Annotated in this window: 14 protein-coding genes; 7 read left to right on the forward strand and 7 right to left on the reverse strand. The window is 35.5% G+C overall.

Annotation, left to right across the window (positions count from 1 at the left end):
• Nucleotides 1-111: 111 nt before the first annotated feature.
• Nucleotides 112-612, reverse strand: coding sequence for a hypothetical protein (locus tag PB01_RS02425; protein ID WP_151698704.1), 501 nt, complete (start codon nt 610-612; stop codon nt 112-114).
• A gap of 185 nt (nt 613-797) precedes the next feature.
• Nucleotides 798-1,295 (reverse strand): TspO/MBR family protein, encoded by a 498-nt coding sequence (locus PB01_RS02430; RefSeq protein ID WP_151698705.1) that lies wholly within the window; start codon nt 1,293-1,295, stop codon nt 798-800.
• A 149-nt stretch (nt 1,296-1,444) separates the two neighbouring features.
• Between PB01_RS02430 and PB01_RS02435 the strand changes: the two genes are divergently transcribed.
• Both PB01_RS02435 and PB01_RS02440 read left to right on the forward strand, forming a co-directional pair.
• A complete protein-coding gene (locus PB01_RS02435; protein WP_151698706.1) occupies nt 1,445-2,839 on the forward strand; it encodes a bifunctional metallophosphatase/5'-nucleotidase in 1,395 nt (464 codons plus the stop codon).
• Nucleotides 2,836-3,894, forward strand: a complete 1,059-nt coding sequence (locus PB01_RS02440) for a DmpA family aminopeptidase (RefSeq protein WP_151698707.1) — start codon at nt 2,836-2,838, stop codon at nt 3,892-3,894. The genes PB01_RS02435 and PB01_RS02440 overlap by 4 nt, the downstream gene beginning before the upstream one ends.
• 175 nt (nt 3,895-4,069) lie before the next feature.
• On the opposite strand, the gene PB01_RS02445 is transcribed toward PB01_RS02440, so the two are convergent.
• Entirely contained in the window at nt 4,070-6,214 is a 2,145-nt protein-coding gene (locus tag PB01_RS02445; protein ID WP_151698708.1) for a type IA DNA topoisomerase, read from the reverse strand.
• 180 nt (nt 6,215-6,394) lie between these two features.
• Nucleotides 6,395-6,715, reverse strand: coding sequence for a YflT domain-containing protein (locus PB01_RS02450; protein ID WP_151698709.1), 321 nt, complete (start codon nt 6,713-6,715; stop codon nt 6,395-6,397).
• A 155-nt stretch (nt 6,716-6,870) separates the two neighbouring features.
• Here PB01_RS02450 and PB01_RS02455 point away from each other — a divergent pair, with 155 nt between their 5' ends.
• Nucleotides 6,871-7,368: a flavin reductase family protein gene (locus PB01_RS02455; protein ID WP_151698710.1), complete on the forward strand. Its 498-nt coding sequence runs from the start codon at nt 6,871-6,873 to the stop codon at nt 7,366-7,368.
• A gap of 98 nt (nt 7,369-7,466) precedes the next feature.
• Here PB01_RS02455 and PB01_RS02460 read toward each other — a convergent pair whose 3' ends face one another.
• Complete coding sequence (locus tag PB01_RS02460) at nt 7,467-7,724, reverse strand: hypothetical protein (RefSeq protein ID WP_151698711.1); 258 nt, start codon at nt 7,722-7,724, stop codon at nt 7,467-7,469.
• A 172-nt stretch (nt 7,725-7,896) separates the two neighbouring features.
• Complete coding sequence (locus tag PB01_RS02465; protein WP_151698712.1) at nt 7,897-8,574, reverse strand: TVP38/TMEM64 family protein; 678 nt, start codon at nt 8,572-8,574, stop codon at nt 7,897-7,899.
• A 728-nt stretch (nt 8,575-9,302) separates the two neighbouring features.
• Here PB01_RS02465 and PB01_RS02470 point away from each other — a divergent pair.
• Nucleotides 9,303-10,034, forward strand: coding sequence for a class I SAM-dependent methyltransferase (locus PB01_RS02470; protein ID WP_151698713.1), 732 nt, complete (start codon nt 9,303-9,305; stop codon nt 10,032-10,034).
• A gap of 144 nt (nt 10,035-10,178) precedes the next feature.
• Nucleotides 10,179-11,438, forward strand: a complete 1,260-nt coding sequence (locus PB01_RS02475) for an erythromycin esterase family protein (RefSeq protein ID WP_151698714.1) — start codon at nt 10,179-10,181, stop codon at nt 11,436-11,438.
• A 44-nt stretch (nt 11,439-11,482) separates the two neighbouring features.
• Here the strand turns inward: PB01_RS02475 and PB01_RS02480 are convergent, their stop codons facing one another.
• The gene (locus tag PB01_RS02480) at nt 11,483-12,298 is read right to left on the reverse strand and encodes a DUF2785 domain-containing protein (RefSeq protein WP_151698715.1); all 816 of its coding nucleotides are present in this window, start codon (nt 12,296-12,298) and stop codon (nt 11,483-11,485) included.
• A gap of 168 nt (nt 12,299-12,466) precedes the next feature.
• Between PB01_RS02480 and dacB the strand changes: the two genes are divergently transcribed.
• A complete protein-coding gene (gene dacB / locus PB01_RS02485; RefSeq protein WP_151698716.1) occupies nt 12,467-13,954 on the forward strand; it encodes a D-alanyl-D-alanine carboxypeptidase/D-alanyl-D-alanine endopeptidase in 1,488 nt (495 codons plus the stop codon).
• A gap of 123 nt (nt 13,955-14,077) precedes the next feature.
• The gene (locus tag PB01_RS02490; protein ID WP_151698717.1) at nt 14,078-14,653 is read left to right on the forward strand and encodes a TetR/AcrR family transcriptional regulator; all 576 of its coding nucleotides are present in this window, start codon (nt 14,078-14,080) and stop codon (nt 14,651-14,653) included.
• Nucleotides 14,654-14,733 lie beyond the last annotated feature (80 nt).

The following is a 14,733-nucleotide window of genomic DNA, read 5'->3' on the forward strand; positions in this document are numbered from 1 at the left end:
GGTATAGTTAAGTCATTTTCCTCCATCTATTTGGTTTCGAAACACTGGTGATAACCTTCTTCTATTACTATTTTCTGTAAATTATATGTGATTGTTTTGATGACTGGCACTTTATAGCTGCTCTGCTAATTTTATTAGCGCTTGTTTTAGGTATTCGTCATCTTGTTCTGGCATTATAAGTGTAAATGAATATGTGACATTATCAACAATTACATCTAAACTTTCTGGTTCTGTATAATATGCTTTATATCCACTCTTTAACGTAATTTCTTCTGGGTTTTTCTTAGGATATTCAACTGTTCCAGTACTAGTAGACAAAAGTAGTTGGTTATTTTTTTTGTCCGAAGCCATGAATTGCGCATCTGCATTTAGACCCTGTCCACCGATATCCGTGATTCCCAAAGAATTAAATTCATCTGAGTCAAATGGCAACTTCGATGGTAAGGTGACTTCGTAAGGTAAAGCTTCTATTGCAACTTTGGCAGAAGGAGCAGCATAAAATTTAATAGAGCTATTCTTGTTATCTTGTTTATTGGTTAACTGTGAAGTATCAAGCTTATCGGAACAGCCGACTAACAATATTAAACTACTAATTAGAAAAAAATTCTTCAATTGGTATTCCTCCTCTCTTCAAGTTTAGCGCAATGTGAAAACAATTTCATGTATATAAAAAATCTGACCAGTATTTTCTACTGGTCAGATTTTTTAACTTTATTTCAAGTGCCTGGCACCTGTAATTTTTGTAACATACCCCAAGTGAATAAAGTTTTCGTTTTTTAGAGATAAGGTTGCAAGTATTATTTGTTTAATTGCCAAACCGCGTAATTCAGACCAAGCGCAAATGTAACCCAACCGATGTATGGAACCATGAGGGCTCCCGCAGTTTTGTCTACTTTTTGGAATTCATATGCTGTTAAAGCTATAAGAGCAAGTAAGGCTGTCATTTCAATAAGTGCTGTACCGCGTAATCCCCAACGGAAAAATAGGAAGGACCATAAAAAGTTAAGTCCTAATTGTAAGTCGTATAAGGGTATCGCAAGAGAGCTTTCTTTTTTCCAATTCATTTTTTCATCTGCTCGGTATTTTGCTATTCCCATAAGTGTGTAAAGTGACGTCCAAACAATAGGAAATATTGCTCCAGGCGGTGCAAAGAAAGGTTGTTTCAGTTTTTTGTATTCCTCTTGTGCCCTTCGGTTAGCTAGCCACCCAGTTACAGAACCTCCAATGACTGGTACGAGGATACTCAGTGCCAGTCGTTTTTTGTTGATATGTCCGTCTACGCTTAAAATGTCCATTTTACCTACCTCCTTCAATTTACTGTTTTTACTATTCCCTATATAACGGAAGAAAAACGATTTTATTGTATGATAAATTAAGAAGGAATTAAGTTAACTATGTAGAATATAAAAGGATTGTCCAATTAAAAATAGTACTGGAGGAAATTATGAAATTAAAGATATTACATACGAATGATGTACATAGCAATTTTGAAAACTTTGCTAGAGTTGCAACGCTTATTAAGCAATATAAAGACGAACACACACTAATATTAGATGGTGGAGATTTTGCAGATTTTAAAAGCATCGAGTTGCAAGGAACGAGAGGATTAGCTGCAATTGAATTATTAGAAGCAGCCGGTTACGATGCTCTTACTATTGGAAATAACGAAATGTTCAATGGCATAGATACACTCGAGCATATGGCGAGCAATAGTTCTTTTCCGTTTATTAGCAATAACTTATTTAAAAAAGATAAAACAACGATTAATGGTGTCTTCAAAAGCGTTATATTGAGTAAAAATGGACTTCGAATACTAATCACTGGATCTTCTCCCAACATGGGTGAATTTAATGATGGAATTGGAATTTATATGACGGAATATAAAGAAGCGATTGTCGAAGAAATAAAAAGAAATGCAGGAGATTATGATATTTGTATTCTCTTAAGTCACGTTGGAACATTTGCAGATGAACCACTTGCCATGGAAATACCAGAAATTGATGTTATTATTTCAGCGCATGATCATAAACTTTTTAGCGAAGCGAAAGTAATTAATAATATAATCATGAACAGTGCTGGAAACTATGGGGAGCATTTAGGAATTCTTGAACTCGAAATAAAAGATGGTGAAGTAAAACTGCTCCATTCAAAAACCATTTCTTCAAAGAATGCGGAAAAAGACGACAACATATTAGCTTTATTAAAATCAAATAAAGAAAAAGCAATTGAAGTACTTAGCCAACCAATCTATCCACTACTACAACCGTTATGGCATGATGTCATCGAAGAAAATCCATTAACTAATCTAATCGCTGATGGATTAAAGGATATGCTGAACTGCGATATCGGACTTATTAATAGTGGGATATGTAATGCGGGTGTTTTTAATGAACTATCGAAGAAAAAACTAATCGAAATCTGCCCGTCTCCATTAAATCCTACTTCGTTTGAAATACAAGGGAAGTATATAAAAGAAGCACTGGAACAATCACTTGATGCACAAGTTTGCTTAGCCGATGGAAGAGGGCCTGGCTTTAGAGGTAGATATGTAGGGCGATTGCATATAGCAGGAGCAGAAATTGTTCATGATGGAAAGTTTGTACGAGCAATTTATGTGAAGGAAAAACTGCTAGATGATGAAACTTGGTATACAGTGGCTAGCTCAGACTATTTACAAAGAGGTTCAGGATATGAAAGTCTCGCAAACAATCGAAATGAAAAATATCTAGCAGAAGAAATAAAAGATGTTATTCGTCTATATGCCAATAAATCAGATTTTATCGAGAAAGCCTCTATAAATAGATGGAAAGAAACATCTAAAGTGGAGACCTTTCAATGATTGAACGTGAGCCGAAAAAGATTAGACAAAGAGGAATTGTAATTGGACGTCTTCCAGTCGGAAAAAAGAACTGCATTACCGATGTAGAAGGAGTCAAAGTGGGGCATGTTACACTGAATAATCCTTTAGGCGAAGGAGAATATGCTTGCACTGGGGTAAGTGCAATTTTGCCGCATGATGGTAATTTGTTTCAAGAAAAAGTAGTCGGGGCGGGTTATGTATTAAATGGATTTGGAAAAACAACGGGGCTTGTACAAGTGGATGAATTAGGCTTAATTGAGTCGCCAATTATGCTGACAAATACTTTTGCAATTCCAGCAGTCACGCAGGGCACATTGGAATACATGTTAGAACAAAACCCCGATATTGGAGAAACTACAGGCACGATCAATCTTGTCGTAGGAGAGTGTAATGATAGTAGATTAAACTCGATTCGCAAACTGCCGATTCAGCCAAAACATGCGATTGAATGCATTCAAAAAGCCTCTTCAGACATTTCTTCAGAAGGAGCAGTGGGGGCAGGTAAAGGGATGATATGCTTTGGCTATAAAGGAGGCATAGGATCTTCTTCGCGTCTTGTTCAAGACGGGGAAGCAAATTATACAATAGGTTGCTTAGTTCTAAGTAATTTTGGAAGAAAAGAAGACTTTCAAAGTGAACATTATAAGGTGGAAGGAAAGTCAGAAGTCCCAACCTTTCCAAAGCCAGCAGACGGTTCTATTATGATTGTACTCGCGACGGATGCTCCGCTTAGCAGTAGACAGTTAAAGCGATTGGCAAAGAGATGTGGTATAGGGCTTGGAAGAACAGGTAGCCATTTTAGTAATGGCAGCGGAGATATTGTCATTGCTTTTTCCACGGCACATAGAATTCCGCATAACTTAGAGGAAAGCCTTGAAACGAGACAGCAACTAAGAGACGACCATTCTGTTATGAATGATCTTTTTCTAGGAGCAGTGGAGGTTACAGAGGAAGCAATTTTAAATTCCTTGTCACAAGCAGTAACAACCATAGGACGCATGGGCAATACCGCATATGCTTATCCATTTGAATGAAAGAAAGAAGCTGTTCTTTTAGCCAAAGGACAGCTTCTTTTTGGAGAGAGATTTTAGAAAGACAAATTAGACTTGCTAAATCGAAAGATAAAGTCTCCTAATCGCAAGATCGCCACTTAGAATCACAAGATCAAAGCTGTAAATCGCAAGTAATAGACTTTTATTGTAATACGATTCATTCCTTAAACTCTAACTTCAATTTACCCTCTACAAATGAAAGACTGGCGTTAAACGTTTGACCGTTTTCTGCAACAAATCCTTTTATTTCATTTGTTCTTCCTTTTGTACATAGGAGTTTAATCTGACTTGGTGTAATCTTCTTCTTTAAAAAGAAACCATTAAATGTTTGTGTGCATCCATTTTTATAATTAGTGCAACCATAAAAGCTTTTTCTTGCAACGATAAAACCTTCCTTACATTTCGGGCAGGGAGCAATTGGTTCTTGTTTATATGATGAATACTTGGAGCCCGACGCTTTAGGTGTAAGTTTTATATCAATATTTTTAGACTTTAATTGATTAGGAACTTCTTGTAACAAGCTATGAATAAATTTCGCAATGCTTCCCAAAAAACGCTCCTGTGAGCCTTCACCATTGCCTATTTTTCGTAAATACGTTTCCCATTTAGCTGTCATGGATGGGCTTGCGAGAAGATTTCCTTCAATTGCTTGGCAAAGAACACTTCCTTTATCCGTAATAGAAACGATATTTTTCAATACATCAATATATCCATGTCGCTTAATCGTTTCGATAATTCCACTGCGCGTTGCCTCTGTTCCAAGACCTTCCACTTCTTTTAAAATGTCAGTTTCACTTTTATCCTCCACAAGTTTTCCACAAGTTTTCATCATGGCGATGAGTTGACCTTCTGTATAAGGTTTTGGAGGTAACGTTTTTCCTTCTTTTATAGCAATATCGCTTTTCACAGTTTCCTGCTCATATAAAGGAGGCAATGTTGGTTCTTCATTCTCTCTCTCTTTTGAAGAACGAACGAACAATGCTTTCCAACCTTTGTCACGTTCGGTTTTGCCAGTGGTGAAAAAAGGTAATCCATTTACATCCGTTGTCACTTTTGTTTCCGTATATAAATAATCGGTATGAAACATCGCGATTGTTGTGCGTACAATTTCTTCGTATAAATTTTTTTCAATAGGAGACAATCTAGCAAGTACCGTTTGTGACGGAATCTTTTTCGTCGGAATTATAGCATAATGCTCCTGTACTTTTGAACTATCCACATAACGCTTCTTTGGAGAGAGGGAACTAACCGGAAACGAGTGTCCGATAAGCTGCTGATAATCCGTCACCTGTGCAGCAAGATAGCTAAACTCACTTGGTGTAATATATCGTGAATCCGTACGAGGATACGTAACAAGTTTTTTTTCATAAAGTACTTGCATTGTCTTCAACACATTCGCCGGGCTCGTTTTCCATAATCGATTAGCAGTTGCTTGTAAAGTTGATAATGAATGGAGTTGCGGTGGAGGCATCCGTTTATCAATTTTCTCTACAGAAGCGATTACCCCAGGTGAATTTGGTTGAATCGCATGCTTTGCAAGAAGTGCTTGAATGATTTCTCTTTTCGGTTCTTTCGCTTTTGCTTTTCCTTTATAAGTTCCTTGTCCTGCTGTAAATGTTGCTTCAATCTCAAAGAATGGCTCCGAAACAAAGTTTTCTATCTCCATTTGACGTTGATAAATCAAGTAAATAGTTGGAGATTGCACACGTCCAATTGGAAAGACTTCCTTAATACCCTGTGATTGCAATAAAAGAGAATATAGTCGCGAACCATTCATCCCTACGAGCCAATCGCTAATTTGACGAGCTTTTGCTTCTTCGTATAGAAGCAAATCTTTGCGATTATCCTGTAAGTTGGCAAACCCTTTCCGCACTTCTTCTACTTCCAGAGAATTTATCCACAATCGTTTAATCGTTTGTCCCCTTGCTCCAGTTTGATTGTATATACTATAAAAGATATTCGATCCTTCGCGATCCACATCACAGGCATTAATGACTGTATTCGCAGCTTTCATAAGTTTTTTTACGATGGTGAACTGTTTAAATTTTCCCTTTGCGATTTGAAATTCGTACCGTTCAGGTAAAATAGGCAAGCTATTCAGCGACCATTTATCCCATTTTGGGTCATATGCTTTTGGTTCCTTCAATTCAACTAAGTGACCAATACCCCAAGTTATATAAGCTCCTTCTGGGAAAACTGGACAAGGGTTAATTTCCAAATAACCTTCATGTCGTTTGACAGAAAATGCATCTGCATAAGCTTTTGCCTGACTTGGCTTTTCAGCTAAAATTACTGGTTTCAAGAAATTTCACCTCTTTTGCTTAAATAGTAAAACGTTCGTTCTTATTATCATGCAATAGTTCTTAATTTATTTCAAATAATAAGTTGGTGAGTTCCTTTGGGAGCACGTTGCAATAAAAATTGAGCAAATGCAAATAAAAACCCCATTCCCTATCAAAAGGGAATGGGGACAATTTATAAATCAATGATGAGCAATAATTATTAATTTGCCCTTATCTAGTTCTTTTTCAGCATCCGCAGCTTCTTCTTTCGATAAACCAGTTGCCTCCATTTTACTTCGCAGTTCATCACCACGAGATGTAAACAAATTTTTCATGGATTCAAGGAAGCCTTGTTCTTTCATGCCGACATCTTTTGTATCTAAAGCGTCATTAATATCGTCGGATCTTTCTTTGAAATGGGCGAAAATATGAATGTTATCTCGTGAATATCCCTGTGTCTCAAGTTTTTCTATTTCTTGTTTTGCTTGTACGGCATTTTCTACAGTTAATTTGAGTGTCATTAAAATTCCTCCATTTTTTTGTTTTTGTGTTCTAACTATCTTTACCCTGCCTGGTGAAGATTTAAACAAAATGATGATAGAAGAATCTAAATGTGTGAAAGAAGAGAATGATTTTGATATGCTTAAACCAAAAAAAGAGAATGGAAGTTGCGTATATGAAAAATCAAATAGGGCAAATAGAAATTTTTAAAGCAGCTATGGGTAATTATCCCACAGGTGTTACAGTTGTAACGGCTTTCAATCAAGAAGGGAAACCAATGGGAATGACAGTTAATTCCTTTACATCGGTTTCACTAGATCCATTGCTTATCTTGTGGTCTATTGATAAAAGAGTGTATGCTTATAATGACTTTTTAAAAGCGGATAAATTCACTGTAAATATTTTAGCAGCTGACCAAGGTGTTTTATGTACGTTATTTTCAAGTAAAGTAGAGGATCGCTTCAGCCAATGTGATTGGAAAACGTCAGAACTGAACTTGCCAGTGCTGTCTGGTTCGCTTGCAGTTTTACAATGTAAAGTGCATAAACAAATCGAAGCTGGGGATCATACAGTTTTAATTGGGGAAGTATTAGATATTCAAAATGATAGTAAAGAGCCACTGTTATACCATAGAAGAAATATTGGTGCGATCTCAGATGCATTTTATAACTAATTCCATATATCAAAAAAGGATATCCACATGCGATATCCTTTTTTTGTATTTAGATAAAGGAATTCTACATTATTTACTTTGTTATGCAATTACTAATATTAGCGTGGCATAGGGTATCCATGATATCCCGGATATCCTTGTTGCCAGTTATTCCCATGGTACCAAGGATATCCTTGATGTCCATAAGTCATATTGTGAACAGGGTACCCGTGATACCCGTGATACCCGTGATACCCTTGTTGCCAATGTGGTTGTTGATACATAGGATATCCTTGGTGTCCGTAATGCATTGGATATCCATGTGGATTAGATGGATATCCCTGTTGCCATTGTCCCCCTTGAGATGGTTGAACCATACTATTTCACTCCTTTTTTATCAATCCAAGTAGCATATGTAAAAGAGGGCAAATGGACTGGGATATGAAATGTAAATAATTATGTTTTATTTCGAAATGTGCAGCTATTTCTTATGGAAATTCACTTAAAAGTAGTGCTTACCATAAATGTCTGTAATTTTAAAAGTTTCGATTAGTCTATCGTATCTATGTCTTTTATGGATTTTCTTTTCTTTTTTATTAAATAATACAGTAGGATCGCGGCCACTATAATAATCCAAATAACGTATTCATTCCAGTCAGCGGACAAAATGCCTGCTGGTATAAGTGCTAAAACAAAGAAATATAAAAAATTTCCAATTGTAGTTGCCAGTAAATAGGGAAGAACACGGATAGTACTTAATCCAGCTAAAATGTTAACTAAACTTGTTGGGACGAAGGGGAAAATTCGTGCTTGGAATACATAAGCAAAACCATTAGTGTCTAATTCTTCAATTACCTTAGGGTGAAATTTTTCCATAATGGTTTCTTGGAAGATGTAACGAACGCTATAATAGACAATAAGTGAAGCAAGAATGCTTGTTAGCCAGCTCCATAAAAAACCATTAACAAATCCAAATAGCGTAATATTAATAGTAATAACAAGAATTAGCGGAAATATGGTGAAAGAATTTTGAATTAGCATGACTAAAAATAGAAAGAATAATGCATACCCCATATTTTTCTTTAAAAAACTTTGAACCGCTTCTATATTTCCATCAAAGAGCAGCGTGATTAGCTCTCTATTCATGACAAAAAACAGTGCAATAAGTAGTAAAGCACCCCATATTATCCATTGTTTCTTTGCAAGATTATTTATTATTTTTCTCATGCGTCACCTGTACTTTCATTTTATACTATTGTTTATTAAGGTATTTTATTCGAAATTAGTAGAACTAAGTAGTGAAGGGAGAAAACGGGATTAATTCAACAAAACTGTCATTGAAAAATTAAGTTTGGAGAAATATACGAGAAAGTTGATCCTACATCAACCAGAAGGTATAAGGGATTTTAATGAATTAAAATTTGATCTTGTATTTATATTTGTGTTTAATCTAGAGAATTATGCTAATTCATTAAAAAATGATTGAAAAGCAATTAATCAAGAAGAATGGTTATTTGTACATTACTTAACCGAAAAAGAATAACCCAACGTATAAGGAATATATTAATCGAGTGGATATGGTCACTCATATTACCCTGGATGAAGAAGAATATATTCCAGAAAGTGATTTAAAATGTTCAAGAATGGTGAGTATGAATGAAATTTTTACTGTTGAAGGCCAGAAGTCATCACTAATAAATTGAAAAAAGACAATGAATGTTTTCAATAGTCAATATGTAGATAAGGTTATGGATATTATAAAGTATTTGGAACGGAATGAAAAATTACTTAACCTGTACAAATAATTAACTCATGATTATTAAAATGGATTGGGCTCGCTACCTATACTGTGAGAAACTAAAAGAAGCACAAGAAAAAGGCTATTCAAAATGGAAAAAATATTTGGAAGTGGATATAAGACAACGGATATATTTAGAAGAAGAGGCGGATAAATAATGGAATATAAAGGACCAAGTGTTTATGAACAATCGGATTTTTTCACAAGTTATATGAAAAGAAGGGGTAGAGAAGACAGCCCTAACAACGCAATTGAAGGACCAATAATGGTCGAACTAATTGGAAACTTTCAAGGAAAGAACTTTCTAGATTTAGGTTGTGGTGATGCCTCTTTTGGGAAGGAATTACTGGAGAAAGGCGCAAAGCATTACTACGGAGTAGAGGGTTCGAAACAAATGGCGGATGTTGCAAATAAGAATATTTCTGGCATGAACGGAACAATCGACATAAATACAATGGAGACTTTTCGTTATCCAGAAAAAGAATTTGATATTGTAACTTCACGATTTGCCATTCACTATGTAGAAGATATACAAACGTTATTCACTAATGTATATAATGCATTAATAGAAAATGGTAGGTTTGTATTTAGCGTTCAACACCCACTTACTACTTCTTCTTTTGTTAGTAAGCAGTCAGGAGACAGACGTGAGAACTGGATAGTGGACGATTATTTTAACGAAGGGGAGCGAAAGGAACCATGGATAGAAGAAGTGGTCGTCAAGTATCACCGTACAATTGAACAATATTTCCATGCTCTAAAAGAGGTAGGATTCCAAATAGTGGACTTACGGGAAGGTACACCACAACTTGAATATTTTAAGAGTGAAGAGGAATTCAAAAGAAGACAAAGAATTCCTATTGTATTGGCCTTTTCTTGTGCTAAATAAAGAAAGGGTTTATTCGAATGCGCTTGTAACGTTTAAATAAGCATATACGGTGAAGCTTGGATATGGCACTGTTAAATAGTTGGGAATAAGGTGAATGAAAAAGGATTGTATGACTCAAGCTTGAATGAAAAGGAGTGTTTTCATTTGGCTTTTCATGAAGAATCTATTAAGAGATATGCCCAACCTTACAAAAACAAAGATGATTTAACTACCATAATAGAAGCTATTGGAGATGCGAAAATTGTCCTTTTGGGTGAAGCAAGTCATGGTACTTCTGAGTTTTACACGGTTCGTGCGGAGTTATCCAAAAGGCTGATTGATGAGAAAGGCTTCACGCTTATTGGTGTGGAAGGAGATTGGCCATCTACCCAGCATATTAATAGGTTTATTAAAGGTTACACAGATGAACAACTCAACGTTCGAGACGTGCTAAAGGCTTTTAAACGATGGCCAACTTGGATGTGGGCAAATGAAGAAATAGTTGAATTCGTTACATGGTTAAAGATGCATAACGAACAAAAAGAGACCAAAAAGAAAGTCGGATTCTATGGAATCGATGTATATAGTTTGTGGGAATCTTTAGACGAAGTAATCACCTATTTAAGTAAAACAAATCCTAATGGAACAGAGCTAGAGTTTGCAAAAAAAGCCTTAAATTGTTTTGAACCATTTAATCGACATCCTGAAACCTATGCGATTTCTTCTATTAATATTTCGGAAGCATGTGTCGATGAAGTTTCAAAGTTAGTGGCCACCATTCGTACGAATGAGGAAAACTATAGGGATGTAAAAGAAGATGATTTGAATTTAAAAATAAATGCACTGGTTGCACGAAATGCGGAAGAATATTATCGGGCAATGGTCCGTAGCGATGAGTTATCCTGGAATATTCGAGATGAGCATATGGTGGAGGCAATCAATGAAATAATGGATTACCATGGTAACGAAGCGAAAATAATCATCTGGGAACATAACACGCATATAGGAGATGCTTCTGCTACAGATATGGAGGAATCGGGAATGGTGAACGTAGGGCAGATTCTTCGTTTGCAAAATAGAAAAGAAAACGTATTTGCTGTTGGTTTTGGAACGTATACAGGTACAGTTATTGCAGCAAATGAATGGGGTTTGCCCTATAAACAGATAAATGTACCGCCTGCGCAAAAAGGTTCTTGGGAGGATGCATTGCATAATGCCGGAGCATTTGATAAATTGTTGATATTTAATGAAGAAAATCAGAGATTATTTAATAAACGAATTGGTCACAGAGCTATAGGCGTGGTGTACAATCCTGATTTTGAATCATATGGAAATTACGTGCCTTCTAAGATGAGTGACCGTTACAATGCTTTTATATTTATCGATCAAACAAAAGCTCTAACTCCCTTAGGAACAGAAGCATAAAAAATGCTAAGGCTGCTCTAATAATGGTGGAGCAGCCTTATTTGTTAGTAGATCATTTGAACAACTAAATCCTTTATTGTTTCTTTTATATCATTTTGGATAGCTTCTTTTTCTAGTAAAAAGTAAGAGGATTTCAGGAAATTCTTAAATGCTAGTTGCGCATAATACGGTTGTAGTTCTCCTTTAGAATTTGCACGCTTCTCTGAAAGAGATTGTTTTAGTTGTATTAACCAAGTTTTTATGAAATCTTCATTAAGATGATATTTAGTTAGTGTAACAAATGCACGTGCTAACCGTTCTTCTTCATCGTCCTGATAACCATGAGCCAAGGTGAGAAATCGTGTGATATGTTGCAAAGTCATTAAGGCGTCATCCTCAGATGCAATAGGATGTTTAGCGATGGAATCTAGTAAGTCAGCACCATGTGCAGGAGCATGAGCCCAACCTTTTTTCTCTACATATCCTCTAAAGTCTGATTCTTTTCCCATATATTCATGTGTTGCATCTATAACTTTACGTACTAAATCTTTACTTATTATTTGTTTAGTAGAATCGTATTCTACAATGGCAGCATAAAAAAGTATAGTAAACGATCGAGTAAATACAGAGTCAGTTATCGGCTTATCTATATCCAATACTACTGATTTATTCTCTAACAGTTTATTTAGGATATATTCCAGTTGTTGTTGATCCAGATAATTCCCTGTTATTAATGTACAAAAAGCGCTGTAAATAAGATTGTCCCGCAAGATTGGGTCTGTAGATCCTATGTTATCAATCATTTCATTCAAAACTTCCGATGAAACAGTATTCGAGTCTGCTGAAATGATGCTTCTTAGAATATTTTCGAGGTTTGCCATATTTTTCTCCTTAAGATTTATTTGTTAATATTAACAATAAATGCAAAATGATGTAAGGTCAAGCGGAAATTTGAATCTCATTTTGCAGTTTTGTCAAACATAAAAGTATTATTTGATAATTAATCGTTAAACTAATTATATCTAAATTAATAATACGGGAGGTAAAAAGTGAGAAGAATTTGGCGAAAACCTTTAGTAAGTATAATTGCTTTATTTATAGTAATTGGATCAGTATTTTTTCCTGTAACAGTCGATTCTAATGTTGAGGCAGCAACTTCCTATACGAACTTAAAAAATACGATTAACAATATAATGATGGATAGTAGAATGAGAAATGCTTCGACTAGTGTCACGATTCGAAAGGCATCTACTGGAGAAGTGGTGTACCAGTATGAGGCGGATAAAGAAATTACTCCAGCGTCATCACTTAAATTGTTAACTGGCGCTGCAGCACTAGATACACTTGGTGAAAATTATCGTTTTTCTACAGCTGTTTTAACTGATGGCAAAGTGAGGAATGGAATATTAAATGGTAATTTGTATATACGCGGTCAAGGAGATCCGACTTTATTGAAAACACAGTTGAATAGCTTTGCAGATAGTTTAGTGAAGCAAGGAATTAAACAGATTTCTGGGAATTTAGTCGGTGATGACACGTGGTTTGACACTGTTCGATTGTCAGCAGGTATTTTAGAAGAGGATGAGCCTTACTATTATGCGGCACCGATATCCGCATTAACACTTTCACCAAATGACGATTTTGATGCAGGATCTGTTATTGTTGAAGCAAAACCAGCAACTAATGGATACGCTACGAAAGTAACGTTAACTCCCTTAACGAGTGTATTACAAGTAGTGAATAATTCTAAAACAGTTCCTAAAGGAAACAAAAGTACGTTGAAGATTACTCGTCAAGTTGGTGCAAACAAGGTAGTTATTACTGGGAATTCTCCAATGGGGTCCTCTGGGGCAAAAGAATGGATTTCTGTAACGAACCCTACTCTTTATACACTAGATGTCTTTAAAAGATCAATAGTGGAAAAAGGAATAACATTTGCCACTTCATCTAAAGTACTTCAAGGTAAAACTCCAGAAAGGGCACATACATTATTGTCTAGAAAATCCATGCCTTTGAAAGAATTAATCGTTCCATTTATGAAATTGAGTAATAATACACATGCGGAAATGTTAGCTAAGGAGATGGGAAAAGTTACATACGGGGTAGGAAGCTGGGATGCAGGTCTTAAAGTAATGCGTGAATATGGGGATTCTATAGGATTGGATAGTTCTAAGTGGAACTTTGAAGACGCATCGGGAATGTCTTATTCCAATAAAACTACTTCAGGTCAATTATCACATCTATTGTATGTTGTCCGCTCTGAGCCCTGGTATAACACATATATGAAAAGCCTTCCAATAGCAGGTGAACCTGAACGATTTATAGGTGGTACACTACGGAATCGATTAAAAATGGCACCAGCAAAAGGAAATATTATTGCTAAAACAGGGAGTTTAGAAAATATTAAATCACTTGCCGGTTATGCAAAAACCAAAGATGGAGAAACGCTAATTTTTACGATATTGACGGAAAACGCGAAAACGAGCACCATCCCAGTCATCGACCAAATTGCCACCGCGATTACTAATTTCAATTAACGTTACAAAATTGTTACAGGTGCCTGGCACCCGTAACAATTTTGTAATGTTTTTAGCTTGTTAGGGATAGTTTATGTATTTGCATTCATGTACTATACTTGAGTAAGTAGTGAGGTGAGCGTGATGGCAAGGGAAAGAAAGTTTACAGACGAGGAATTATTCAATGCCACTAAAGCAATGATTATTAATGAAGGGTATGAATCTTTCTCATTCAGTCGATTGGCTGCTATTCTAAACGTATCGAGAGGTAGCATATATAAATATTACGAAAATAAAGATGAATTAATTTCTGAGTTTTTAATGTACGAGATGAATCGTTTCCTAACTGAAATGAATGCACTCAATAAAAAAGGTGATTTCCAAACTCAATTTGATTTATTGATTGATTTTATTTTCCAACATAATAATATTCATCAAGTATTGGAGATAATAAATCAAATTCCTTCCAACGCGACAAAAAGAGTAGAAGGAAATAAAGTAAAATTAGGTGAATACCATGTGGATATGTATCAGCAATTCCAAGGTTTAATTGATTTGGGTAGAAAAGAAAAAAAGATTAAAAGTCATTTACCTACAGCAGTAATATTAGGAATGGTATTTCAAACAATTGCTATACCAAACCATTTCGGGATCTCTCAAGATGAATGGATAGCTTCAATAAAAGAAATTTTATGTCATGGAATGTTCCAGATAGAGTAATTGACATAACTGTCACTTTTGAACATAATATAAGAGACAGTTATGTTTTTTTTGTTCAAAGTGACACAAGTGTCACTTAT

This window comes from Psychrobacillus glaciei, from assembly GCF_008973485.1.
In the GTDB taxonomy this organism is placed as follows: domain Bacteria; phylum Bacillota; class Bacilli; order Bacillales_A; family Planococcaceae; genus Psychrobacillus; species Psychrobacillus glaciei.

Coding starts and splice junctions, on each gene's coding strand:
- PB01_RS02480 (WP_151698715.1), bottom strand. CDS start 12,298: ATGGCAAACCTCGAAAATATTCTAAGAAGCATCATTTCAGCAGACTCG.
- PB01_RS02435 (WP_151698706.1), top strand. CDS start 1,445: ATGAAATTAAAGATATTACATACGAATGATGTACATAGCAATTTTGAA.
- PB01_RS02450 (WP_151698709.1), bottom strand. CDS start 6,715: ATGACACTCAAATTAACTGTAGAAAATGCCGTACAAGCAAAACAAGAA.
- PB01_RS02465 (WP_151698712.1), bottom strand. CDS start 8,574: ATGAGAAAAATAATAAATAATCTTGCAAAGAAACAATGGATAATATGG.
- PB01_RS02490 (WP_151698717.1), top strand. CDS start 14,078: ATGGCAAGGGAAAGAAAGTTTACAGACGAGGAATTATTCAATGCCACT.
- PB01_RS02455 (WP_151698710.1), top strand. CDS start 6,871: ATGAAAAATCAAATAGGGCAAATAGAAATTTTTAAAGCAGCTATGGGT.
- PB01_RS02440 (WP_151698707.1), top strand. CDS start 2,836: ATGATTGAACGTGAGCCGAAAAAGATTAGACAAAGAGGAATTGTAATT.
- PB01_RS02430 (WP_151698705.1), bottom strand. CDS start 1,295: ATGGACATTTTAAGCGTAGACGGACATATCAACAAAAAACGACTGGCA.
- PB01_RS02470 (WP_151698713.1), top strand. CDS start 9,303: ATGGAATATAAAGGACCAAGTGTTTATGAACAATCGGATTTTTTCACA.
- PB01_RS02460 (WP_151698711.1), bottom strand. CDS start 7,724: ATGGTTCAACCATCTCAAGGGGGACAATGGCAACAGGGATATCCATCT.